The sequence below is a fragment of the Thermopolyspora sp. NPDC052614 genome (assembly GCF_040678635.1).
Lineage (GTDB): Bacteria > Actinomycetota > Actinomycetes > Streptosporangiales > Streptosporangiaceae > Thermopolyspora.
In genome coordinates this window covers 9,651-28,870 of sequence record NZ_JBFATZ010000009.1, presented here as the reverse complement: position 1 = coordinate 28,870, position 19,220 = coordinate 9,651, and the positions used below count along the sequence as shown (strand labels likewise).

General features: G+C 66.4%; 19 protein-coding genes. 12 read left to right on the top strand and 7 right to left on the bottom strand.

Annotation, left to right across the window (positions count from 1 at the left end; all coding sequences use genetic code 11):
• Positions 1–181: 181 nt before the first annotated feature.
• Positions 182–1,030 (bottom strand): IclR family transcriptional regulator C-terminal domain-containing protein, encoded by an 849-nt coding sequence (locus AB0K60_RS20305; RefSeq protein ID WP_364056889.1) that lies wholly within the window; start codon positions 1,028–1,030, stop codon positions 182–184.
• Positions 1,031–1,204: 174 nt separating this feature from the next.
• Here AB0K60_RS20305 and AB0K60_RS20300 point away from each other — a divergent pair, with 174 nt between their 5' ends.
• From AB0K60_RS20300 to AB0K60_RS20275, 6 genes are all read left to right on the top strand, one after another.
• Positions 1,205–2,062 (top strand): alpha/beta fold hydrolase, encoded by an 858-nt coding sequence (locus AB0K60_RS20300; protein WP_364056886.1) that lies wholly within the window; start codon positions 1,205–1,207, stop codon positions 2,060–2,062.
• Positions 2,063–2,135: 73 nt separating this feature from the next.
• Positions 2,136–3,608 carry an NAD(P)/FAD-dependent oxidoreductase gene (locus tag AB0K60_RS20295; RefSeq protein WP_364056883.1) on the top strand — a complete coding sequence of 491 codons (1,473 nt, stop codon included), beginning with the start codon at positions 2,136–2,138 and terminating at the stop codon, positions 3,606–3,608.
• Entirely contained in the window at positions 3,605–4,378 is a 774-nt protein-coding gene (locus AB0K60_RS20290; protein ID WP_364056880.1) for a 3-ketoacyl-ACP reductase, read from the top strand. The genes AB0K60_RS20295 and AB0K60_RS20290 overlap by 4 nt, the downstream gene beginning before the upstream one ends.
• Before the next feature lie 52 nt (positions 4,379–4,430).
• The gene (locus tag AB0K60_RS20285) at positions 4,431–4,610 is read left to right on the top strand and encodes a hypothetical protein (protein ID WP_364056877.1); all 180 of its coding nucleotides are present in this window, start codon (positions 4,431–4,433) and stop codon (positions 4,608–4,610) included.
• Between the two features lie 80 nt (positions 4,611–4,690).
• The gene (locus tag AB0K60_RS20280; RefSeq protein WP_364056874.1) at positions 4,691–5,551 is read left to right on the top strand and encodes a zinc-binding dehydrogenase; all 861 of its coding nucleotides are present in this window, start codon (positions 4,691–4,693) and stop codon (positions 5,549–5,551) included.
• A 179-nt stretch (positions 5,552–5,730) separates the two neighbouring features.
• Positions 5,731–6,162: a PPOX class F420-dependent oxidoreductase gene (locus AB0K60_RS20275; protein WP_364056871.1), complete on the top strand. Its 432-nt coding sequence runs from the start codon at positions 5,731–5,733 to the stop codon at positions 6,160–6,162.
• Positions 6,163–6,300: 138 nt separating this feature from the next.
• Here the strand turns inward: AB0K60_RS20275 and AB0K60_RS20270 are convergent, their stop codons facing one another.
• The 4 genes from AB0K60_RS20270 to AB0K60_RS20255 all read right to left on the bottom strand — a co-directional run bounded on the left by AB0K60_RS20270 (position 6,301) and on the right by AB0K60_RS20255 (position 10,273).
• Entirely contained in the window at positions 6,301–6,678 is a 378-nt protein-coding gene (locus AB0K60_RS20270) for a hypothetical protein (protein WP_364056868.1), read from the bottom strand.
• A gap of 154 nt (positions 6,679–6,832) precedes the next feature.
• The gene (locus tag AB0K60_RS20265; RefSeq protein WP_364056865.1) at positions 6,833–8,074 is read right to left on the bottom strand and encodes a DUF6596 domain-containing protein; all 1,242 of its coding nucleotides are present in this window, start codon (positions 8,072–8,074) and stop codon (positions 6,833–6,835) included.
• The gene (locus tag AB0K60_RS20260) at positions 8,056–8,436 is read right to left on the bottom strand and encodes a YciI family protein (RefSeq protein WP_364056862.1); all 381 of its coding nucleotides are present in this window, start codon (positions 8,434–8,436) and stop codon (positions 8,056–8,058) included. The genes AB0K60_RS20265 and AB0K60_RS20260 overlap by 19 nt, the downstream gene beginning before the upstream one ends.
• A gap of 373 nt (positions 8,437–8,809) precedes the next feature.
• Complete coding sequence (locus AB0K60_RS20255) at positions 8,810–10,273, bottom strand: sigma-70 family RNA polymerase sigma factor (RefSeq protein WP_364056859.1); 1,464 nt, start codon at positions 10,271–10,273, stop codon at positions 8,810–8,812.
• Between the two features lie 113 nt (positions 10,274–10,386).
• On the opposite strand from AB0K60_RS20255, the gene AB0K60_RS20250 reads away from it, so the two are divergent.
• From AB0K60_RS20250 to AB0K60_RS20240, 3 genes are read left to right on the top strand one after another with little or no spacing between them, the layout of a single operon-like run.
• Complete coding sequence (locus AB0K60_RS20250; protein WP_364056856.1) at positions 10,387–13,497, top strand: helicase-related protein; 3,111 nt, start codon at positions 10,387–10,389, stop codon at positions 13,495–13,497.
• Complete coding sequence (locus AB0K60_RS20245) at positions 13,494–15,350, top strand: DUF1998 domain-containing protein (RefSeq protein WP_364056853.1); 1,857 nt, start codon at positions 13,494–13,496, stop codon at positions 15,348–15,350. Before AB0K60_RS20250 ends, AB0K60_RS20245 begins: the two co-directional genes overlap by 4 nt.
• Positions 15,344–16,450 (top strand): AAA family ATPase, encoded by a 1,107-nt coding sequence (locus tag AB0K60_RS20240; protein WP_364056850.1) that lies wholly within the window; start codon positions 15,344–15,346, stop codon positions 16,448–16,450. The genes AB0K60_RS20245 and AB0K60_RS20240 overlap by 7 nt, the downstream gene beginning before the upstream one ends.
• 279 nt (positions 16,451–16,729) lie before the next feature.
• Here AB0K60_RS20240 and AB0K60_RS20235 read toward each other — a convergent pair whose 3' ends face one another.
• Complete coding sequence (locus AB0K60_RS20235; RefSeq protein ID WP_364056847.1) at positions 16,730–17,272, bottom strand: ATP-binding protein; 543 nt, start codon at positions 17,270–17,272, stop codon at positions 16,730–16,732.
• The gene (locus AB0K60_RS20230) at positions 17,260–17,523 is read right to left on the bottom strand and encodes a hypothetical protein (RefSeq protein ID WP_364056844.1); all 264 of its coding nucleotides are present in this window, start codon (positions 17,521–17,523) and stop codon (positions 17,260–17,262) included. The genes AB0K60_RS20235 and AB0K60_RS20230 overlap by 13 nt, the downstream gene beginning before the upstream one ends.
• Positions 17,524–17,961: 438 nt before the next feature.
• On the opposite strand from AB0K60_RS20230, the gene AB0K60_RS20225 reads away from it, so the two are divergent.
• Genes AB0K60_RS20225 through AB0K60_RS20215 form a run of 3 tightly spaced genes read left to right on the top strand, consistent with a single transcriptional unit; the run spans position 17,962 to position 19,211 of the window.
• Positions 17,962–18,816, top strand: coding sequence for a helix-turn-helix transcriptional regulator (locus AB0K60_RS20225; RefSeq protein WP_364056841.1), 855 nt, complete (start codon positions 17,962–17,964; stop codon positions 18,814–18,816).
• Complete coding sequence (locus AB0K60_RS20220) at positions 18,707–19,045, top strand: DUF397 domain-containing protein (protein ID WP_364056838.1); 339 nt, start codon at positions 18,707–18,709, stop codon at positions 19,043–19,045. Before AB0K60_RS20225 ends, AB0K60_RS20220 begins: the two co-directional genes overlap by 110 nt.
• A complete protein-coding gene (locus tag AB0K60_RS20215; protein WP_364056835.1) occupies positions 19,032–19,211 on the top strand; it encodes a DUF397 domain-containing protein in 180 nt (59 codons plus the stop codon). Before AB0K60_RS20220 ends, AB0K60_RS20215 begins: the two co-directional genes overlap by 14 nt.
• Positions 19,212–19,220 lie beyond the last annotated feature (9 nt).

The following is a 19,220-nucleotide window of genomic DNA, read 5'->3' as shown; positions in this document are numbered from 1 at the left end:
ATCCGCCCGCCGTTCAACCTTCCCGCACCCTTTTCCGACACGGTGTCGCATCCCTAGGTCCCCGATGCCACCGTTTCGGCCGGCGGGCCTCGTCCCGCCTGTCGGTCAGGTGAAGGCCGTCATCGCCGATCGTGAGATGAACAGCGCGGAGCGCAACGCGTCGACACGACGCATGTCCCGGCTACGGCCGCCCGCCCGCGGCGAAGCACGGCCGCATCTCTCTCTCGGTTGCGAGCAGCAGGCGCCCGAGTAACTCGATACGCTCCGGTGGCATCCGCGCGCTCGCGGCCGATATCGATACGGCAGCGTAGGGAGACCCGCCTCCAGTGCGGATCGGAGTGGCGACTCCTGACACTCCGGCCAGCACGATCTCCGGTACGGCGCAGTATCCGCGCGTCCTCACCTGGCCGATGAGATCGTCGAGCTGGGCTCGCAAGGCGCTGGCCTCATCGTCCGCGAGTCCCGCGACACGGCGAGCGATCGCGAGCTCGCGCCGCTCCGCGTCGACGGATGACAGCAGCGCGATGCCGGTGAAGCTGTTCGCCAACCCCCGACTCGTTCCTACCGGGACGTGGGTCTGCAGTGGATAGCTGCCCTCGGCCCGAATGATGTAGTTCACGCCGTCGAACTGCCGCACCGCGACGTACACGGTGTCGCCACAGCGATTGGCGAGCGACTGCGCCACGTCCCGGAGTCGCGAGATATCGAGGATCGGCGTCGGGGCGCTGAGGGCGAGCTCGAAGACGGCAGGCCCCAGCGCATACGTCCCGGACTCCGCCTTGGCGACGAAATCCGAATCCATGAGCTCGCGCAGAATGCGGTAGACCGTCGGCCGCGGGATCCCCGTGACGCGCGCGATGTCCACCGGCCTTACGCCCCGCTCGCCTCGCTGCGCCAGCGCGCTCAGAATCCTCACGACCTTGCGCGTCAAGTCTGACGACGAATGTGCCGACACTCCCACCCCCAAGATCACGGCATCACGCCCATGTGCGTCCGGTGAGTGGACGCCCTTGTTGACATCGACCGCCACCCGATGGTCACATGCTGATTACCTAGGTAACATACCGTTTACGCAACTGCGCAAATGGTGATCTAGAGGACAAGGTCGCGGTGGCCGTTCGCAAATACGGGACCAGCGCGACGCTACCTCGAAGTTGCGACCCCTGTCCAATGAGTGGACGCATCATGCATAAGGAGCGCGCGAATGTCTGTGCACCTGACAACACGCGTCGATGAAGGCGTGGTCAGCATCGATGGCGCGGATGTCCGCTATTTCATCTCGGGCGAACCTCATCCGACACGCCCTCCGCTTGTCCTCGTCCATGGAACCGGAGGATCCACCGAGCGACACTTCGGCTTCCTCTTCCCCATGATCGCGGCACGGCAGCAGGTCGTCTCGTTCGACTTCGCCGAGCCTGCGGGCGTGACCGAACTCACACTCGACCACCTCGAGCGGCAACTGAGCGCGGTGGTGGCCGCGGTGCTCCCCGAGGGGCCGATCGCCCTTCTCGGATACTCCCTCGGATCGGTCATCGCCGCGTCCTTCGCCGCACACCACGCGGAACGCGTCACGCGACTCGTGCTCGTCGCCGGCTGGATCAAGACGGACCACCACCAGCTCCTGCGCAACGACCTCTACCGGTTCCTCCGGAAGGCAGGAGATCCCGAGGCTCTCAAGACATACTCCCGGCTGTTCGCCTTCGGCGTCCCATTCCTCGCCAAGCGGTCGCCTGCCGAAATGGACGCCGTCGCTCCCCCCGGAAGGCCCAGTGCCTTCGGCGCGATGCAGATGGACCTGAATCGCAACATCGACATCTCCGACCGCATCGGGAACATCACGGCGAAGACGCTCGTGGTGGCGGGGACGCACGACCTCATGGTCCCGCGTCATCACAGCCTCGCGCTGTTCGGCGCGATTCCCGACGCACGCTACACCGAGATCGCCTCAGGCCACTCGGTGCTCGTCGAGCGACCCGCCGAGTTGCTCAGCGTCGTCAACAACTTCCTCGCGCACCCCGACAAGCATGCCGCGGGAACCAAAATCCCTCCCGCTCAGCCCTGACACGGCCCATTCGATCGGAGAGACGACCATGTCGAACACCACAGCAACTCCCATCAGCACCGAGATCCTCATCGTGGGCGCCGGGTTCGCCGGAATCGGCACGGGCATCCAGCTCAAGCGCAAGGGGATCGGGGACTTTGTGATCATCGAGCGCGCCGACGAGGTCGGCGGCACCTGGCGCGACAACACCTACCCGGGGGTCGCCTGCGACGTCCCCTCACACATATATTCGTTCTCGTTTCGGCTGAACCCGGACTGGTCGCGCGTCCGGGCGCCGGGCCGGGAGATTCAGGAGTACCTCGTCACGGCCGCGCGCGAGGAGGGACTGTATCCGCACCTGCGCTTCGGCGAGGCCCTCGAGCGCGCGACGTGGGACGACGTCGCCAAACGCTGGATCGTCGAGACTCCTCGCGCGACATACTCGGCCCGTTTCGTCGTGCTGGCCTGTGGGCACCTGGCGGACGAACGCCTCCCTGACATCCCCGGTATCGAGACCTTCACCGGCGACTTCTTCCACTCGGCACGGTGGAACCACGATGTGCCGCTGGAGGGCAAGCGCATCGCACTCATCGGCACCGGCGCATCGGGAATCCAGTTGCTTCCCGAACTGGCGAAGGTCGCGTCGCAGGTAGTGGTCTTCCAGCGCACCCCTCCATACATCAGCCCCGCGCCGAACCCCGTCTACACGGAGGCGGAGAAGCGTCTGTGGTCGCGGAGCCCCGAGACGCTGCGTGAGCTTCGCACGGAGATGTTCTGGCTCGCGGAGGCGAACTTCGCCGCTCGCCGCGGCGTGCCGGCATACCTGGAGGCCGCACGGAAGAAGGCCCTCGATCATCTGGAGCGCAGCGTTCCTGACCCCGAGCTTCGGGCCAAGCTGACTCCGGACTACGAGATCGGCTGCAAGCGGCTGCTCAATTCGGATGAGTACTACGCAACTCTGCAGGAGGATCACGTCATCCTGGAGACGTCGGCGCTCGCTCGGATCGACGGCGGCCAGGCGATCAGCGCTGCCGGCAACGCCTTCGAGGTGGACGTGATCGTCTTCGCGACCGGCTTCGAGGCCGCCCAGCCGCTTTTCGCGAACCATGTGTTCCGACACGACGGGATCTCGCTCGCCGATTCGTGGTGCGAGGGCATGATTGCCTATGCGTCGAACACGACACACGGATTCCCGAACCTCTTCATCCTGAACGGCCCCAACACCAGCAGCGGCCACCTTTCGGCCATCTACATCATCGAGTCGCAGATCAACTACTTCATGGGCGCGCTCGAGTTCGCGCACACCCACGGCGCGGAAGTGCTCGAGGTCACCAAGGAGGCGGAGTCGGCCTATGTCGCCGACGTCAGGCGGCGCAGCGAGGGCACGGTCTGGACCGACGGCGGCTGCCACAACTGGTACGTCGACCCTCGCTCCGGTGCGCTCACGGTGATCTGGCCGGACTTCATGCACGCTTTCCGCGAGGAGAACGGCACCTTCGACCCCGAGCCGTACCATGTCGAGCTTGCCGCTCACGGGCGCGTGGAGGCCCGAGGCGGCGCCGCGTGAACACCGACCCGCAGACTGCCGGACCTCCGGTCGCGCTCGTGACCGGAGGCCTCCGGGGAATCGGGCGCGCGATCGTCGACCGGTTGCATGCGCAGGGGTTCGTGGGGGCTGTGGTCGATCTGGCCGATACGGAGGCCGGGACGACGGGCGGTCGGCTGCCCGACGGCTTCCGCTACTACACACTCGACATCGCGCGGGTGGAGGACCACGAGGCCGCCGTCGAGCGAATCGTCGCAGACTTCGGACGCATCGACACCCTCGTGAACAATGCCGGCATCGCCGTACGCCCGCCCACCGACATCCTGGACGTTGCGCCCGCCGACTTCGACCGATCGCTCTCGGTGAATCTCCGTGGCACGTTCTTTCTCACACAGGCGGTCGCCCGGCACATGATCTGCAGATCGTCCCCGCACTACCGCAGCATCGTGAGCATCAACTCGATGGCAAGCCACATCGCGTCCTTCGATCGCGCGCAGTACGCGATCAGCAAGGCCGCGATCGGCAAAATGACCCAGCTGTACGCCGCGCGACTCGCGGGTGATGGCATCCACGTTCACGAGGTGAAGCCGGGGTTCATCCGCACGCCCATGACCGCGGGCGCCGCGACGCGGATCGACGACATCGTACGCGAAGCGGTGCCGCAGCAGCGTTGGGGCACGCCCGAGGACGTGGCGCAGGCAGTCGTCACACTCGCTACCGGAGGCCTGCCCTATACGACCGGCGAGTCCGTCTGGGTGGCCGGCGGTGTCACCATCCCCCAGGTCCGCTGATGCCCAGCACACGTGACGGCGACTTTCCCGATCGAGACAAGGAGACGAACGAATGACCACAGTCACCCTCCCCGGCGGGACCGACCACGTCGGCTCCGCCATCGCGCGCGCGGCCGCCGGCCGTGGCCATGAGGTCACTGCGGCGAGTCGCAACGCCCCGGCCGAGCCGGTCGACCAGCACCACCGCTCCCGCCTCTCGGTCGCCGCGTCGTCGACGGAGCAGCCGCGATGAAGGCCTGGCAGTTCGTCGCAACCCACCAGCCGCTCATGCTCAACGAGGTCCCCGAGCCCACGGCGGGGCCCGGAGAAGTCGTGCTGGACATCAAGGCCGCGGGGCTGTGTCACTCCGACGTCGGCTTCTTGGAGGAAGACGATTACCCCCTGCCCGCGCCGCCGCCGGTGACCCTGGGACACGAGGTCGCCGGCGTCATCGCCGAAATCGGCGAGGGCGTGGAGGGATGGAGCGTCGGCGATCGGGTGGGCATCGCCAACATCGGCGACTCGGTGCCGGGAATCATGCGTGATGGCGGCTTCACCTACAAGATAACCGCCCGCCCTGACGTGCTCCTGCGTATGCCGGATGCCCTGTCGTTCGAGCAGGCGGCCTTGGCCGCCGACGCAGGCGCGACCGCGCATCACGCCGTGATCGCCGTGGGCCAGGCCGGTCCGGGCGTGAAGATCGGGATCCTCGGGTTCGGCGGGCTCGGGCAGATTGGCACGCGCATCGCCGCGCTCGCCGGAGCCGACGTCTACGTCGCTGAGATCAAGGAAGAGACCTGGCCACTCGCCATCGCGTTCGGAGCGATCAAGGTCGTCAAGGACATCACCGAGCTCGCCGACGAGCAGCTCGACGTCATCGTCGACTTCGCAGGCTTCGGCACGACGACCGCCGCGGCCATCGAGACCGTCCGCGTCGGCGGGCGAGTGGTACAGGCCGGCATGGCGAAGAAGCAAGCAACGATCAGCATCTGGACGATGATCATGAACCAGGTCTCCCTCATCCCCACGCTCGGCGGGACCATGGAGGACCTGAAAGCGGTGTACGACCACATGGCGTCGGGCCGGCTCACGCCGAAGATCACCACCATCTCGTTCGCCGAAATCCCGGAGGGCCTCGCGCGGCTCTCCCAAGGAACCGCGGACGGCCGCCTGGTCGCCCGCATCGGCGACTGACACGACGGCGGATACAGGACGTACGGAGCGTATACGGGCTCATCGCCGCAGTTCTCCGCGGGGAGCGGCCGTGATTCGATGGACGTGGCACAGCCTGGCGCTGGCCTGATGCGGACAGGCCCAACGGCAGCGCCGGAGAGCAGGGAATAGCCGACATCCGGCCGTACTTGCTACCGGATATGACCGACGCATCTTTCGACCCACGCGCGCTGCTCGCGGAGAGCCGTCTCGCCGTCCTCGCCACGATCAAATCGGACGGCCGCCCCCAGCTCTCCCCCGTCATGCCCTTCTACGACCGAGACGCCGAGGTCCTCTACGTCTCGATGACCGAAGGCCGCGCCAAGACGGCGAACCTGCGCCGTGACCCGCGCGCCACCCTGGAGGTCACCAGCCCCGACGGCTATTCATGGGCCACCGCCGAGGGCACGGCGACCCTCATCGGACCGGGAACCGACCCGCACGGCCCCGAGGTCGAGGCCCTGGTGGACTACTACCGCAAGGCGGCCGGGGAGCACCCGGACTGGGACGAGTACCGGTCGGTCATGGTGTCCGACCGCAGGGTGCTCATGAAAATGACGGTCGACCACGTGTACGGCGCCAAGATCCGGTGACGTGAGCCGGAGACCAGGCGGGAGATGCGATGCGTCGGGCTCAGCGAGAGCAGCCCGTCAACTCCCCCCGTCAACTGACTGCGCGTGCGGCCACCTAATCCGCGGAGAATGATGGTCGAACCACGTCGTCGGCCGTGGTCATCCGAGCCAACGCGCGGCGGCCTCGTATGTGGTGGCCGGGGTGCTGTTGAACGCGATGGCCGCGTCGGGCGCGTGCCGCCGGACCAGATTGATCACCTGCTCGAGCAGTTCGATCTGATCGTCCGAGTGTCGCAGGCCGCCGCCGATGACGACGCACTCCCACGGGTGGGCGCGCAGCGCGTCACCGACGACCGTTTCCACGTCGTCGCCGCCGTCGAGGCCGATGAGGCAGGTCTCGACGCCCACGCCATGTTCGGCGAACTTGGCCAGTCCCGCCTCGATCGCCTTGGCCACCGGCTCGGTGTCCCACGGGCCGGGCACGCGGTACGGGTCGAGCCCGATGACGAGGACGCGCGGCGACGAATTAGTGTCCACACCTGGACGATACGCGGGGAATGGCCGCCGATTCCGGCGCCGGCGACCATTCCCCGCTCGGATGCGGCCCGGGTACGCCGGACCGCGTACCGTCGCCCGCGACTCGTCGCGCAACGTCACGGGCGACGCGTACCGACCGCGCGATAGCCACCGGTCAGCGCGACAGCTCCTCGGCCCGCCGTACCAGGAAGGCCCGGACCGCCGGATCCGTGCTGAGCCCGGACGCCTGACCGTAGGCGGCCACCGCGTCCCGGCGTCGTCCGAGCCGGGCGAGCAGATCGCCGCGCGTCGCGTGATACGGCTGGAACCACTCCCGCTCGGGCGGCAGCGCCTCCAGCAGCGACAGCCCGGCCTCCGGGGAGTCGGTCCGGCCGATGACGGCCGCGTGGGCGACCCGGCTGCCCAGGCTCGGCGCGATCGCGACCAGGGCGGTGTAGAGGGTGCGCAACGCGTCCCAGTCGGTGACGCCGGTCCGGGCCCGGTCGCAGTGCACGGCCTGGATCGCCGCCTCAAGCTGGAACCGCCCCGGCGCCCGGCCCGGCCGCTCGGCACGGCGGAGACAGGTCTCGCCCTCCGCGATGAGGCGGCGATCCCAGTCGCCCGGGTCCTGGTCCTGCAGCGGCAGGTAGCGATCGCCGGAGGCCACGGCGCGTGCCGAGGCCAGGGTGATCAGGGCCGCGAGCGCCCACGCCTCGGGCTCGTCGCCGAGCAGCGTCGCGATCGTGACGGCCAGGTACCGGGCCTCGCCCGCGAGCGACTCCCCGTCCCCCCACTCCGGCGCGGCCAGAGCGTAGCAGCCGTACACCGCCTCAAGCACCGGCGGCAACCGCTCGGCCATGGCCTGCCGCCCCGGCACGACGAAGGGGATCCTGGCGTCCCTGATCCGCCGTTTGGCCCGGACCAGCCGCTGCGACATCGCCCCCGCGGGCACCGCGAACGCCCGCGCGATCCGCTCCGAGTCGAACCCGAGTACGGCCTGCAGCATCAGCGGCGTGCGCACGTTCGCGGCGATGGCCGGGTGGGCGCAGACGAACAGCAAGGCCAGCCGCCGGTCGGGGATGCGGTCCGGGTCGAGCTCGTCCAGCGGCGGTGCGGCGTCGTCGGCGACCGCCTCCAGCGGCCGGTTGCAACGGTGTGCGGCGGACTTCCACAGGTCCCGCTGCCGGTTACGTGCGACCGTGAGCAGCCAGCCTTCTGGGTTGTCCGGCACACCGTCGCGCGGCCACAGGGTCAGCGCCTGCTCGAACGCCTGCGCCAGGGTGTCCTCGGCGAGTTCGAGGTCGCCGGTCGGCGCGGCCAGCAGGGCGACCAGCCGGCCGTACGAGGCCCGCGCGGTGCGCTCGGCGACGCTCGCGGCCTTGTTGGCGTCGCCGCCGGTTACGCCGACGGAACCCACATCCCGCCCTTGATGTGCACGGCGCCGGGGCGTACCTCCACGGTGCCGCCCCACGTCAGCGGCGGTGCCTGCCGGGCCCAGTGCAGGGCGGCGTCGAGATCCGGCACGTCGATGACCATCACGCCGCCGAGCTGCTCCTTGGTGTCGGCGAACGGCCCGTCCTGGATGCGCGTCTCCCCGTCGACCAGCGTGAGCGTCGTCGAGCCGGCCGACGGTTGCAGAATCTGGCCGCTCACCAGGATCCCGGCCTGCTCCAGCGTCGCGGCGTAACTCGACATGGCCTGCGCCCCGGCCTCCATCGCCTCGGCCCCGATCGACTCCTCGCTCTCCTCGCCGTAATGAAACAGCAGCATGTAACGCATGTTCCGACTCCTTCCCGTCAGTTCATCCGGTAGCGCGATCACCACGCCGGTCGTGGGGGTGATCGCCTCTTGGAGCGTCAGGCCGACGCGTTCTCCTCGCCCCGTCCGCCCCGGCGCCTGCATGCCGTCGGACCGGGCAGACGCTCGAAAACGCTAATCGTGCCCACTTTCGTACCCTTGTCTCGCGCTCCACCGGGCCGCCATCGCGCCCGGCATGATGATGACGAGTCAGGAATGGGTGAACAGACACCCGCCGCGCCATTTGTACGCACCTTCGCCAGGCGACGGCATCGAAACCCGGGGTGGCCGACCGACGGCGCGGCACCTGATCGAACCTGTGGCGCAGCCCGTCGGGGACGTGCGCTGACGCGGCCTACCTAGGTCTACCTGCGTTTTTGCGAGCCTTCGGAGCCCTTTCCTTGGGATCTGTGCGCAGGTGAGCGGGCAGACGGTTGCTGAGTTCCTCGGGCAGTTGCTCACGGATCTGCTCCAGGGCCTTTGCCTCCAACTGCCGGATGCGCTCACGGGTCACGCCGTAATGGTTACCGATCTGTTCAAGGGTCTGAGGTTCGTCACCGTCGAGGCCAAAGCGCCGGCGAAGGATGTCTGCCGCTTTGTCAGAAAGAGGAGCCAGCCATTGCTTGACAACCTCTCTGGAGAACATCCCTTCCAAGATTTCTTCTGGGCTCGGAGTGGGGGTGGACCAGGACAGAAAGTCACCCAGGTGTGCCCCGTCTCCGATGATTCGGTCCAACGAGTCGGTGACCCTGCTGAGGGCGCGCACCTCGTCTACTTCGCGGACGCCCAGGCCGCTGGCGAACGCCACATCAACCGCAGTGGCTGGCTTACCAGCTCGCCGCAGTGCTGACTCCGTACCCGCAACCTTGCGCATCTTTTCGTACATGTGGACGGGGATACGGATGGCCGTGCCCTCGTCGGCGATCGCCCGGGTGATCGCCTGCCTTATCCACCAGGTGGCGTAGGTGGAGAACTTATTGCCCGAGTATGGGTCGAACTTTCGGGTGGCACGGATGAGGCCGAGGATTCCGTGCTGGACAAGGTCCGCCTCCTCAAGGCCTTGCCCGAGATAGTTTGATGCCAGGCTGTACACCAACCTTGTGTTGTGCAGGACGAAGGTGTCGCGGGCGATCCGGCGAAGGTCATTGGCGGGCAGTGCTGCGAGTTCTTCGTCGGTCGGTTCGACGTCCGCGCGGTCGACGCCACCGCGTAGCAGGACACTTAGCCCAACCTCTTCGATTGCGCTAAGGAGGCGCTTGCCGGGATTAGCGCGGAACCGGTCGCCGCTGATGAGGCGCCGCGCTGCCACGACAGCATGGTGCAAGTCGGGTATGGGGCCGGTGGGCTCGCGGGGGGTGGGCTCGGGGCCGCATCCGGTGGTGATGACGGGTTCTTGCCGTGCGGAGGCCGGTTCCTCACTCAGGACGGCGATCCCGGCTTTCCTCGCACGATTGGGCAGTGACGCGATCTCTTCGGCATCTAGGCCGGCCAGCGCGCCAAAACGTTCCAATTGCACTCGGGTTACATGGTCCGTACGGATATGGCGGCGTACCAGCGCCAGCGCGCGCTCCGAGCGGTCGGGCTGCGCGACCGTGGCGGCGGATTTGGGAGTGGCAACCCGCAGGCCCAGATCCGCCAGCGCCGCGATGAAGCGCTCGCACGCTTCCGGCGTAAGCCTCATCTGCTCGGCGGCAACCTCAAAGGCACCAAAGGGTACAGCGCCGTCTACGGCGCTGCTTCGAAGTTGCTCAAGGACGCGTGCCATGGCCCGGCGAAGACCCGGCTCACCCGGCCGTACCGATGGCATGTCAACGGTCATACCAACGACACTGCCATAGCGCACCGACATTCACGAGATCGCACGTTTCACGTCAAGCACTTGTGTGAGCTCTGTTAGCATCCGGTTATCCGGATGAGGTTGGAGGGGACCGGATGTCGTCACGTGAGCAGCTACTGGGATACCTCCGGCAGCAGCTGATCGGACCAGTCGGAGGGCTCACAGAACTCATCGAGGAACCACCCAACCGGCGTTACCTGATGGGCACGCTTTATCCGCAGGACACCGATAGGCAGCAGACCCTGACCAGGGGCGCCGAGGTGACCGAGCCGGGTGCTGCTCCGGAAGAGGCATCCGAGGAGACACGCTTCGCGGAGGACACCGTCCCAGACGCCAACGCCTGGCTGCCCTCCTCGATGGGAATGTCCTTCTACACCGACGCCGATGAGCTGACACTGATCTGCCGGGGCGCTCGCTACGAGACACGGCGAGGCAAGGTCAGGAAGTGGCAGCGCATCCCGTTGGATGATTTCGAGAAGACCTTCAAACCCGGGCAGGTCGAGGAGGACATCTGGGACGCCCGGGCGCAGATACGTTTGCGGTGGCGTTCGTTCGCGGGCAAGCGGCTGGTAACCGTCGCGCTGGTCAACGCCAGGAAGGCCACAGAGGATCACGAGTCCCGATGGGACGACATGCTCTTCCAGGTCTCCCTGGAGGTCAGGCCGATCGGAGGCGACCTCCTGCAGTACCCGAGCATCCGGCTGACCAGCCGCGACCTGGAAGAGCAGGAGCTGCGCCTGCAGTACAGGCATGTGGTGACGCGCGCTGTCGGCCACAGCTGCGCGGTAGATGAAATTGTCGATCACGGCCAGGTGGTCGGGCTTCGGACTCAGATGATGCCGGAGGCCGAGGTGCCGGCGATCAGACCTGCCGGGTCATCCGGGCTATCGGTGCTGAAGCTCGCGCACCTCTCCGACCCAAGTGTGGCGAAGTCCCAGCTGCGCGCCGAAATCATGGACTTCATCGGCGGCTATCGGGAGTGGTGCCAGGCGCAGCGCACGATTGACGTGCCCTCAGGGGCGAAGAAGGCGGCAGAGCGCATCCTCGACAGGCTGGACACCGCCGTCCGCAGGATGGAGCTTGGGGCGGAAGCATTGTTCGCCGACGCGTCCGGCCAAGCGCTTCGCGCTTTCCGACTAGCCAACCGAGCGATGGCGCTCCAGATGCGACACTCGGCACGGGACCTGGGGGGCCGCCGACGCTCGCGTTCCGAGGCCGTTCCCCTGGATCCGGAGCCCTCGCCTGATGCGGCATGGCACCCGTTTCAGCTCGGATTCTTCCTGCTGTCGGTCTGCGGGCTGATCGACGAGTCCCACTCCGACCGCGACGTTGTGGACCTGATCTGGTTCCCCACAGGCGGTGGCAAGACAGAGGCATACCTCTTCCTAGCCGCCTTCGAGATGATCCTCCGCAGACTGCGGCACGGGGACAACGGCGGTGGAACCGCCGTGATCAGCCGGTACACGCTGAGCCTCCTGACCACTCAGCAGTTTCAACGCGCCGCGACGACGATCTGTGCCCTGGAGTACCTCCGGGAGAAGGAAGACCCGGCGATTCCGGGAGGCCGGTTCAGCATCGGGCTATGGGTCGGCAGCGGCACCACTGCCAACACGTACGCCAACGCGCACGAAGAGTTCCGGCAGCAGCGCGAGGCCGCGAGGCCGAAGGACGTCTTCATCCTCGACCGATGCCCATGGTGCGGTACTCAAATCATGCCCACTGCCAAGTCCCCCCACATTGGCGACTACGGGGTACGGACCACCAACACGTCCTTCCAGTTTCTGTGCCCGAGGGAGGAGTGCCGCTTCCACCAACGGGGGCTGCCGGTGGCGGTGGTCGACGAGCATCTTTACGAAGACCCGCCAACGTTCGTCCTCGGCACCGTGGACAAGTTCGCCCGGCTAGCTTGGGAACCTGACGCGGGACGACTGTTCGGTGGCGAGCACCTGCCACCGTCCCTGGTGATTCAGGACGAGTTGCACCTGCTCACCGGCCCGCTCGGAACCACGATGGGCCTGTATGAGGCGGCCGTGCTCGAACTGTGTTCACGGCAAGGAACCCGCGGGCCGAAAATCATCGCGTCCACCGCGACGATCCGACGTGCGGGGGAACAAATTCGTGCGCTCTACGGTCGCGACGTCCAACTGTTCCCCTCCGCAGGACTGGATGCCCGCTACTCCTACTTCGCCGAACCGGACGACACCGTTCCGGGACGCAAGTACGTCGGCGTCATGGCACAGGGTCACACGGCGGGCCGCGCAACGGCGGTGACCGCAGCCACCATGCTGCATGCTCCTATGCGACTGCCAGAGGAGCACCGGGACGACTACTGGACGCTTGTCGCCTACCACCACAGCATGCGGGAGCTCGGTAGGACCCGTACCGCTGCCGGAGACGAGATCCCCGCTCATCTGCGCGGCCTCGGCTCGCCGGGAAGCCGCCGTGAATTGCCTGAACACCAGGTCGAAGAACTGTCCAGCAACCTCGACAGATCCGAGCAACCCAAACTATTGGACCGTCTCGAACTGAGTCTCGAAGACCCTGACAGCGTTTCCTTGGTCGTCTGTACCAATATGTTGTCAGTCGGGGTGGACGTAAAGCGGCTCGCGCTGATGCTCATGCTCGGCCAACCCAAGGCGACCGCGGAGTACATCCAGGCGAGCAGCCGTGTTGGACGGCACGGGGTCCCCGGACTTGTGGTCACCTTCCTCAACGCGACCCGATCACGTGACCGCTCGCATTACGAAACATTCGGCACCTACCACCAGGCGCTCTACCAGCATGTCGAACCAACCAGCGTGACGCCGTGGTCGATCCCATCCCGTCGCCGGGCGCTGCATGCCGCGTTGGTGATTCTCGTCCGGCACGGCCTCGGCCTATCAGCGGACGACCAGGCCGGCGACGTCCTTCATCATGCCGACGAACTGGCCGAGATCACGTCCCGGCTCATCCGATGGGTGGCCAGGGCGGATTCATCGGCCGCCGACGAGGTACGGGCCGACCTCGACGTACTTCGCCGGGAATGGTTGGACGCGGCCGAGCAGGCGAGGCAGGCGGGCAAACGCCTGCACTACAAGCCCGCAGGGAAGGCGCAGGTGAGCCTGCTCAAGAACTTCGACCGGCCCGGCGGCAGGTGGGAGGCACAGCATTCCATGCGAAGCGTTGACCGTGAGTGCCAGGTGATCGTGAAGGGGGTCGAGGAATGAGCACCCGTAAACTACGCGTCCGCCAGGCTCAGACGGTCGTACCTTTCGGCGTGGGCGCGATATTTGACGTCCAAGGCGAATCGTTCGTCGCGGCTGGGATCGCCGACTGGCCGGCGCCACGAAACCTGGAACGGATCCATGCGCCTCGGCTGGAACGGAAGCTGAAGGTCACTGGCTTGTGGGCGCCATTACAAGCGCCGGTCGCTGACTACGACGTCCCCGATGCGTCCGGCCCCGCGTTCGTTCGCTTCCCAGCCTGGCTCTTCTGCGGATCGTGCCGCCGAATGACGCATTGGCGGGTCCAGGACGAGAGGTTCGGGCATCCGCCCTACTGTGCTTTCTGCAGCCCTCGGCACAAACTCACCCCGATGCGGTTCGTGCAGATCTGCGAAGCCGGGCATCTGGGCGACGTCGATTGGTGGTACTGGGCGCACTCCCAACTCACTACGGAGGAACGCAATAAGTGCCCAGGGCCCACGGCGCTGAGCTTTGAGGCCGGGGAGAACGCGACCGGTCTTGAGGCTCTGACGGTGCGATGCCGACACGAGGAGTGCACGGCGGCGCAGAGGGACCTCCTCGATATCCTCGGCACGCAAAAGATGCGCTGCTGCGGCCGTAATCCTTGGGAGCGCTTCAACAAGCGGGTGGACTGCAGAGAGCGCATCCAGATCGTGCAGCGAACTGCGGGTAACGTTTACTACCCGGTCGTCCATTCGGCGCTCGACATTCCGGCCCCTCCTGTGCCCGAGGTAGTCGAGGACGAGGTCACGCGGCGAGTCCGGGAACATCCGTTCTTCGGCACGCTGTGCCAATCGCCCGACGCACCTGGAGCGGATAACCTAATCCTGATCATTGCGGAGGTGGCCAAGGCCGATCCATCACTCGTCAGACAACTGATGGGTGAAGAAAGCGGTCAGACCGTTACAGCCGAATCCGCACCCATTGAAGAAGGGCCTGACCTGAGCTGGGGCGAGTGGTCCGCTTTCACTGCTGGCAAGGCCGCGCGCAGCGAGAATTTCGTCATCCATGAGGTCAGCATGGGCTCATCGCCAGGGTCCCCGTGGAGCGAGCTCGAGGCGAGGCTTTCACGAGTCGTGGTGGCCGAACGACTTCGTGAGGTCCGCGCGCTCCAGGGCTTCAGCAGGGTCTCACCAGAGGGCCGTATGATTCCGGTGGACTCCTCGGGACGCTGGCGCTGGCTGCCTGCCGTTGAGGTGTTCGGCGAAGGAATCTTCCTGACCTTGGATGAAGAACTACTTGGGCAGTGGGAGGCCCATCCTGAGGTTCGTGCACGCACCGCGGGTATGGAAGCGGATCTAGCGAAGTCTTACCAACGGGACCGAATTGGAACCTTTTCCGGGCCCCGGCTGCTACCCCGGTTGCCTTTGCTGCACACACTGGGGCATCTTCTCGTCCGGCAACTGTCCTTCGAGTCCGGGTACAGCGCCGCGTCTCTGCGCGAGCGAGTGTACGGACGTTCCGCGGCGAGCGGCGGTAGCCATCAGTATGGGCTGCTTATTTACACCGCCTCGGGTGATGCGGCAGGCACACTGGGCGGTCTTGCACGCCAGGGGGAACCCGACCTACTTCCCGAACTTCTCCTGCGGCTCTTGGAGCAGGCCGCCTGGTGCTCAGCCGACCCGCTGTGCTCAGAGCACGGCGGCCAAGGGTACGGCAACCTGAACCGCGCCGCCTGCCACTCCTGCACGCTCATATCCGAGACAAGCTGCGAGGTGGGCAACATCCTCCTCGACCGGGTGATGGTAGTCGGCGGCTCAGGGGTTCCGGGATTCTTCGAACCCGTTATCCAGGCGGCTCGGGAAGAGGCGGCGCACCAGGTCGGTGCATGGTGACCACCGGCTATCTCAATCTGTTCGCCGAGCAGTCCGCCGTGCTGGACCGACTCACGGAGCCTGGCCACCATCTGGTGAGCGGACCGCCTGGATCCGGCAAGAGCCTGCTAGCAATCCATCATGCCGCCGCGTTAGAGATCGTGGGCCGCCCCGTGACGCTGATCGCGCATTCGAAGTTGCTCGAACAACTCCTGAATGCCATCGGAATACGGCTCGGCGCATCATTACCGATCATGACCTTTCATGGGTGGATGCATGCCTGGTACCGGCAGGCCACGGGTGAGTCGCTCGGCGGAGCGAGGATTGGTTCCTTCGACTGGTCCCGATTGATGTCCGCTGCCGTGCACAACACCGGACGACGTGGCCATGTCCTTGTCATCGACGAGGCGCAGGACCTCCCACAGGAGTTTTTCAGTCTGTGCAGGGTTCTCGGTATGGACGTGACCGCGTTCGCCGACGAGTACCAGCGCATCACCAGTACGCAATCAACGCTAGAGGAGATCGAAAGGGCCCTTGGCGGATGCGGCCGGCTCGAGATCAGCGCCAATCTACGGAACCCTCGCCCAGTCGCGGAGCTCGCCCGCCACTTCTACCCGGGACTCCACCAGCCGCCGCTGCCGCATCAGGACGGACCTGTTCCAGTACTGCTGCAGCGCACGGAAGCACGCCGCCCGTTCGCGCGCTGGCTCGCCCGCTATACAGAGAACCACCCCAAGTTCAAGATCGGCGTGATAACCAAGTACACCCGTGAGCAGAAGGAATTGCTAGCGGAGCTCGAGCGGATGCGTCCCGGCCTGCGACCGCAGATTTATGTCGGCGCGGCGGGGGACGCGCGGTATAAGAAGGTGGACCACGATCGCCCCGGTCTTCGACTGGTAAACCGAGCGAGTGTCAAGGGCCTGGAATTCGACAGTGTGATCGTCCCAGATGCACATTTGGACGCGGGTGATCCGACCAGTGTCGAGCTAAAGATGTTGTACTACGTGCTCATCACAAGGACACGCGGGGAGCTCTACATCTGTTACGCCGGCGACCAGGAACCGCGGATGTTCGCTCCGATACCGGAGCATTCGCTCGCCCGCCAGATCTTGTCTAGTTAGGCCGCAGCGGGAACCGTCCGGCCGACTCCCGGCAGGAAGCTCCGGCGGGCGTCAGTGACGCCCGCCGGAGAAAACGGTCCAGGCGAGGGCCGCCCGTCACCACCGACTGCCAGTTGGACACGAGCACCATGATCCCTGGGACGGGACGACCGGCTCGGCACTGTCCAGTACGCGATGGGGAACAGCAGCCAAGGGTCCGCCCCGGCGCTGGCCTGTAAGCTCTGAAGCCGAGCCGGCATGACCCGCGGCCCCTTACTGCCACCGCCGCCCCCGCTCATGTCAATCCCGCTCGTCCAGTTCGGCCCATACCACCGTGCCGGTAGAGTCCCGCTGGAAGCCCCACCGCTGGGACACCATCTCCACCAGCGCCAGCCCCCGCCCGCCGGTCGAGTCCTCATCGTACGCCTTCACGTGCGGGATGCCCGTCACCCCGCCGTCCCGCACCGCGACGACGACCGCGCCATCGCCGAACGTCACCGACACCACGAACTCCTGCCCGGCCAGCGCACCCCGCCCGCCGTGCTGGACGGCGTTGCCGGCGAGCTCGCTGGTCACCAGCAGGATGTCGTACTCGCGCGGGTGGGCCTCCCCGACGAGGTCCCGCACGAACTCCCGCGCCGCCTTGACCTGCTCCGGCACCGCCGCGAACCCCTGACTGACCGTCAACGGCCCCCGCCCCGGCTTCCCTGGCCGGTACGGCACCGCCGTACCCACCACGTCCCCGCGCCCCCGCCGAAACCGGGCCACGACCGCCTCGACGGCCAGCCCCATCCCCCGCACCCGCGTCGTCACCTGCGCCAGCGCCCCCTTCACGCCGAGCACCGCCCGTCCGCCTCCAGGCCCGCGCCCCTCGCCGGCCTGCCGCCGGGCCGTACCCTCCGCGAGGGCCGACCCCTGCCCCGGTCGAACCGCGGCCGGGCCCGCTCGACCTGGCGAATCCGGTCGGCCAGCTCCTCGGGGCTGCCCGCCTCGACGAGCCCTCTGGCGTACCAGCACCACGTGGGCGGCAAGGCCCACCATCTGCCGGTGGAACGGCCGTACCAGACGATCCAGTCCTGAAACCGCTCCGCCATCTCGCGCGAGCGGGCCCCCGGCTCACCGCCGCGAACACTCCCGGAATAACCACCGGAGCCTCGCGTAGCCTCCTCGGAACCGCCACCACCGAGGGGAGCAGGCACCCCGCGCCCGGCGAACTCCCCCGCCACTACCGCCCGGCGGCGAACAACAGGCGCCTCGTCATAGACGCCGTCGGCCTCCCGCATGGTTCGCACTATCTCGGAGCCTTTCACTCGATTTGATCGATGGCCTGGCCACGCGGCTACCGAGGCGCGGTTTTCGGTCGTCTACCGCCCAGACCCGGACAAGTTACTCACGTTCTGCGCTTATTCAGACACGATCAGTGAGCACATCTGCCACAATGGCCGAAGGCTTCCAGCGCCGCAAGCCCTTTGCGCTCAAACCTTGCTCGCTCGGAGCCTTGTTGACCGATACAGAGACCCCCGGAGTGCCCGATGACCAAGACCTACTACACAATTCGGAGCAAGTGGCTCGGCAGCGCCCTGCTTAAGATCAGAAAGCAGGCCGGCCTCACCATCGATGACGTGAGCGAGCGCATGCGCTGGCCCCAGTCCAAGATCAGTCGAATCGAGAACGGCATGGTCCGCGCCCACTGGGGCGACATCCAGGACCTTCTCGACCTGTACGAGTTCCACGACCCCGACCAGCGCAAGGCCATCATCACCTTGGCCAAGACCGCCCGGGAGCGCGGTTGGTGGCACGCCTATGGAGCCACCCTCAACCACCCGTTCGCCGACCTCGTCACGTTGGAGACGACGTCCCGGGAGATCTGCACATTCCAGAACCAGGTCGTCCCCGGTCTCCTGCAGACGAAGGAGTACGCCCAGGCGGTGGTCGGTGCCAGCAAGGTGTGGGAGCACCACGACGAGGTGGACAAGTTCGTCCAGATCAGAACCGCGCGGCATGCCATCTTGACGCGCGACGAGCCCGTGAGCTTGTGGGCCATACTCGGCGAGGCCGTGCTCCGCCAGCAGGTCGCCGGTCCCAAGGTGATGCGCGACCAGCTCCACCACCTCATGGAGATGGCATCCCTGCCGCACGTCACGATCCAGATCCTCCCCTTCAACGCCGGGGCCACCACCGGCATGTTCGGTCCGTTCACGACCCTGAAGTTCCCGAGCCCTGGCGTTTCCGAGGTCATCTACCTGGAGAACCTGACCGGAGGCCTGTACCTGGAGCATGCGGACGCGGTTCGCAAGTACGCTCTCGCCTTCAATCACCTGCGGGCATCGGCCCTCCCGACAAAGGAGTCGATGGAGCTCATTGCTACCACTGCAAAGGGGCTCTAAAGTGCTGAATATGCACAAAACTAATGCAATACCCTATCCTCACGCCTCTACTTCGTGGCGCAAGAGCAGCTACAGCGGCGACAACGGTGACTGCGTCGAAGTCACCCGTTTCCCCTCCGGTCGAGTCGGCATACGCGATTCCAAGAACCCCACAGGACCCACACTGCTGATCAGTTACCACACCTGGCGACAGTTCATCGTTGAGGTACGCGCCGATGAGATGGCGTAAGAGCAGCTACAGCGGCGACACGGGTAACTGCGTCGAGGCCGCCCGTTTCCCCTCCGGTCGAATCGGCATACGGGACTCCAAGAACCCCACAGGACCCACACTGCTGATCAGTTACCACACCTGGCGACAGTTCATCGTTGAGGTACGCGCCGATGAGATGGCGTAAGAGCAGCAC

Coding starts and splice junctions, on each gene's coding strand:
- AB0K60_RS20250 (WP_364056856.1), top strand. CDS start 10,387: ATGTCGTCACGTGAGCAGCTACTGGGATACCTCCGGCAGCAGCTGATC.
- AB0K60_RS20240 (WP_364056850.1), top strand. CDS start 15,344: ATGGTGACCACCGGCTATCTCAATCTGTTCGCCGAGCAGTCCGCCGTG.
- AB0K60_RS20285 (WP_364056877.1), top strand. CDS start 4,431: ATGACCACAGTCACCCTCCCCGGCGGGACCGACCACGTCGGCTCCGCC.
- AB0K60_RS20300 (WP_364056886.1), top strand. CDS start 1,205: ATGTCTGTGCACCTGACAACACGCGTCGATGAAGGCGTGGTCAGCATC.
- AB0K60_RS20230 (WP_364056844.1), bottom strand. CDS start 17,523: ATGGCGGAGCGGTTTCAGGACTGGATCGTCTGGTACGGCCGTTCCACC.
- AB0K60_RS20275 (WP_364056871.1), top strand. CDS start 5,731: ATGACCGACGCATCTTTCGACCCACGCGCGCTGCTCGCGGAGAGCCGT.
- AB0K60_RS20225 (WP_364056841.1), top strand. CDS start 17,962: ATGACCAAGACCTACTACACAATTCGGAGCAAGTGGCTCGGCAGCGCC.
- AB0K60_RS20215 (WP_364056835.1), top strand. CDS start 19,032: ATGAGATGGCGTAAGAGCAGCTACAGCGGCGACACGGGTAACTGCGTC.
- AB0K60_RS20220 (WP_364056838.1), top strand. CDS start 18,707: ATGCGGACGCGGTTCGCAAGTACGCTCTCGCCTTCAATCACCTGCGGG.
- AB0K60_RS20260 (WP_364056862.1), bottom strand. CDS start 8,436: ATGCGTTACATGCTGCTGTTTCATTACGGCGAGGAGAGCGAGGAGTCG.
- AB0K60_RS20255 (WP_364056859.1), bottom strand. CDS start 10,273: ATGACCGTTGACATGCCATCGGTACGGCCGGGTGAGCCGGGTCTTCGC.
- AB0K60_RS20245 (WP_364056853.1), top strand. CDS start 13,494: ATGAGCACCCGTAAACTACGCGTCCGCCAGGCTCAGACGGTCGTACCT.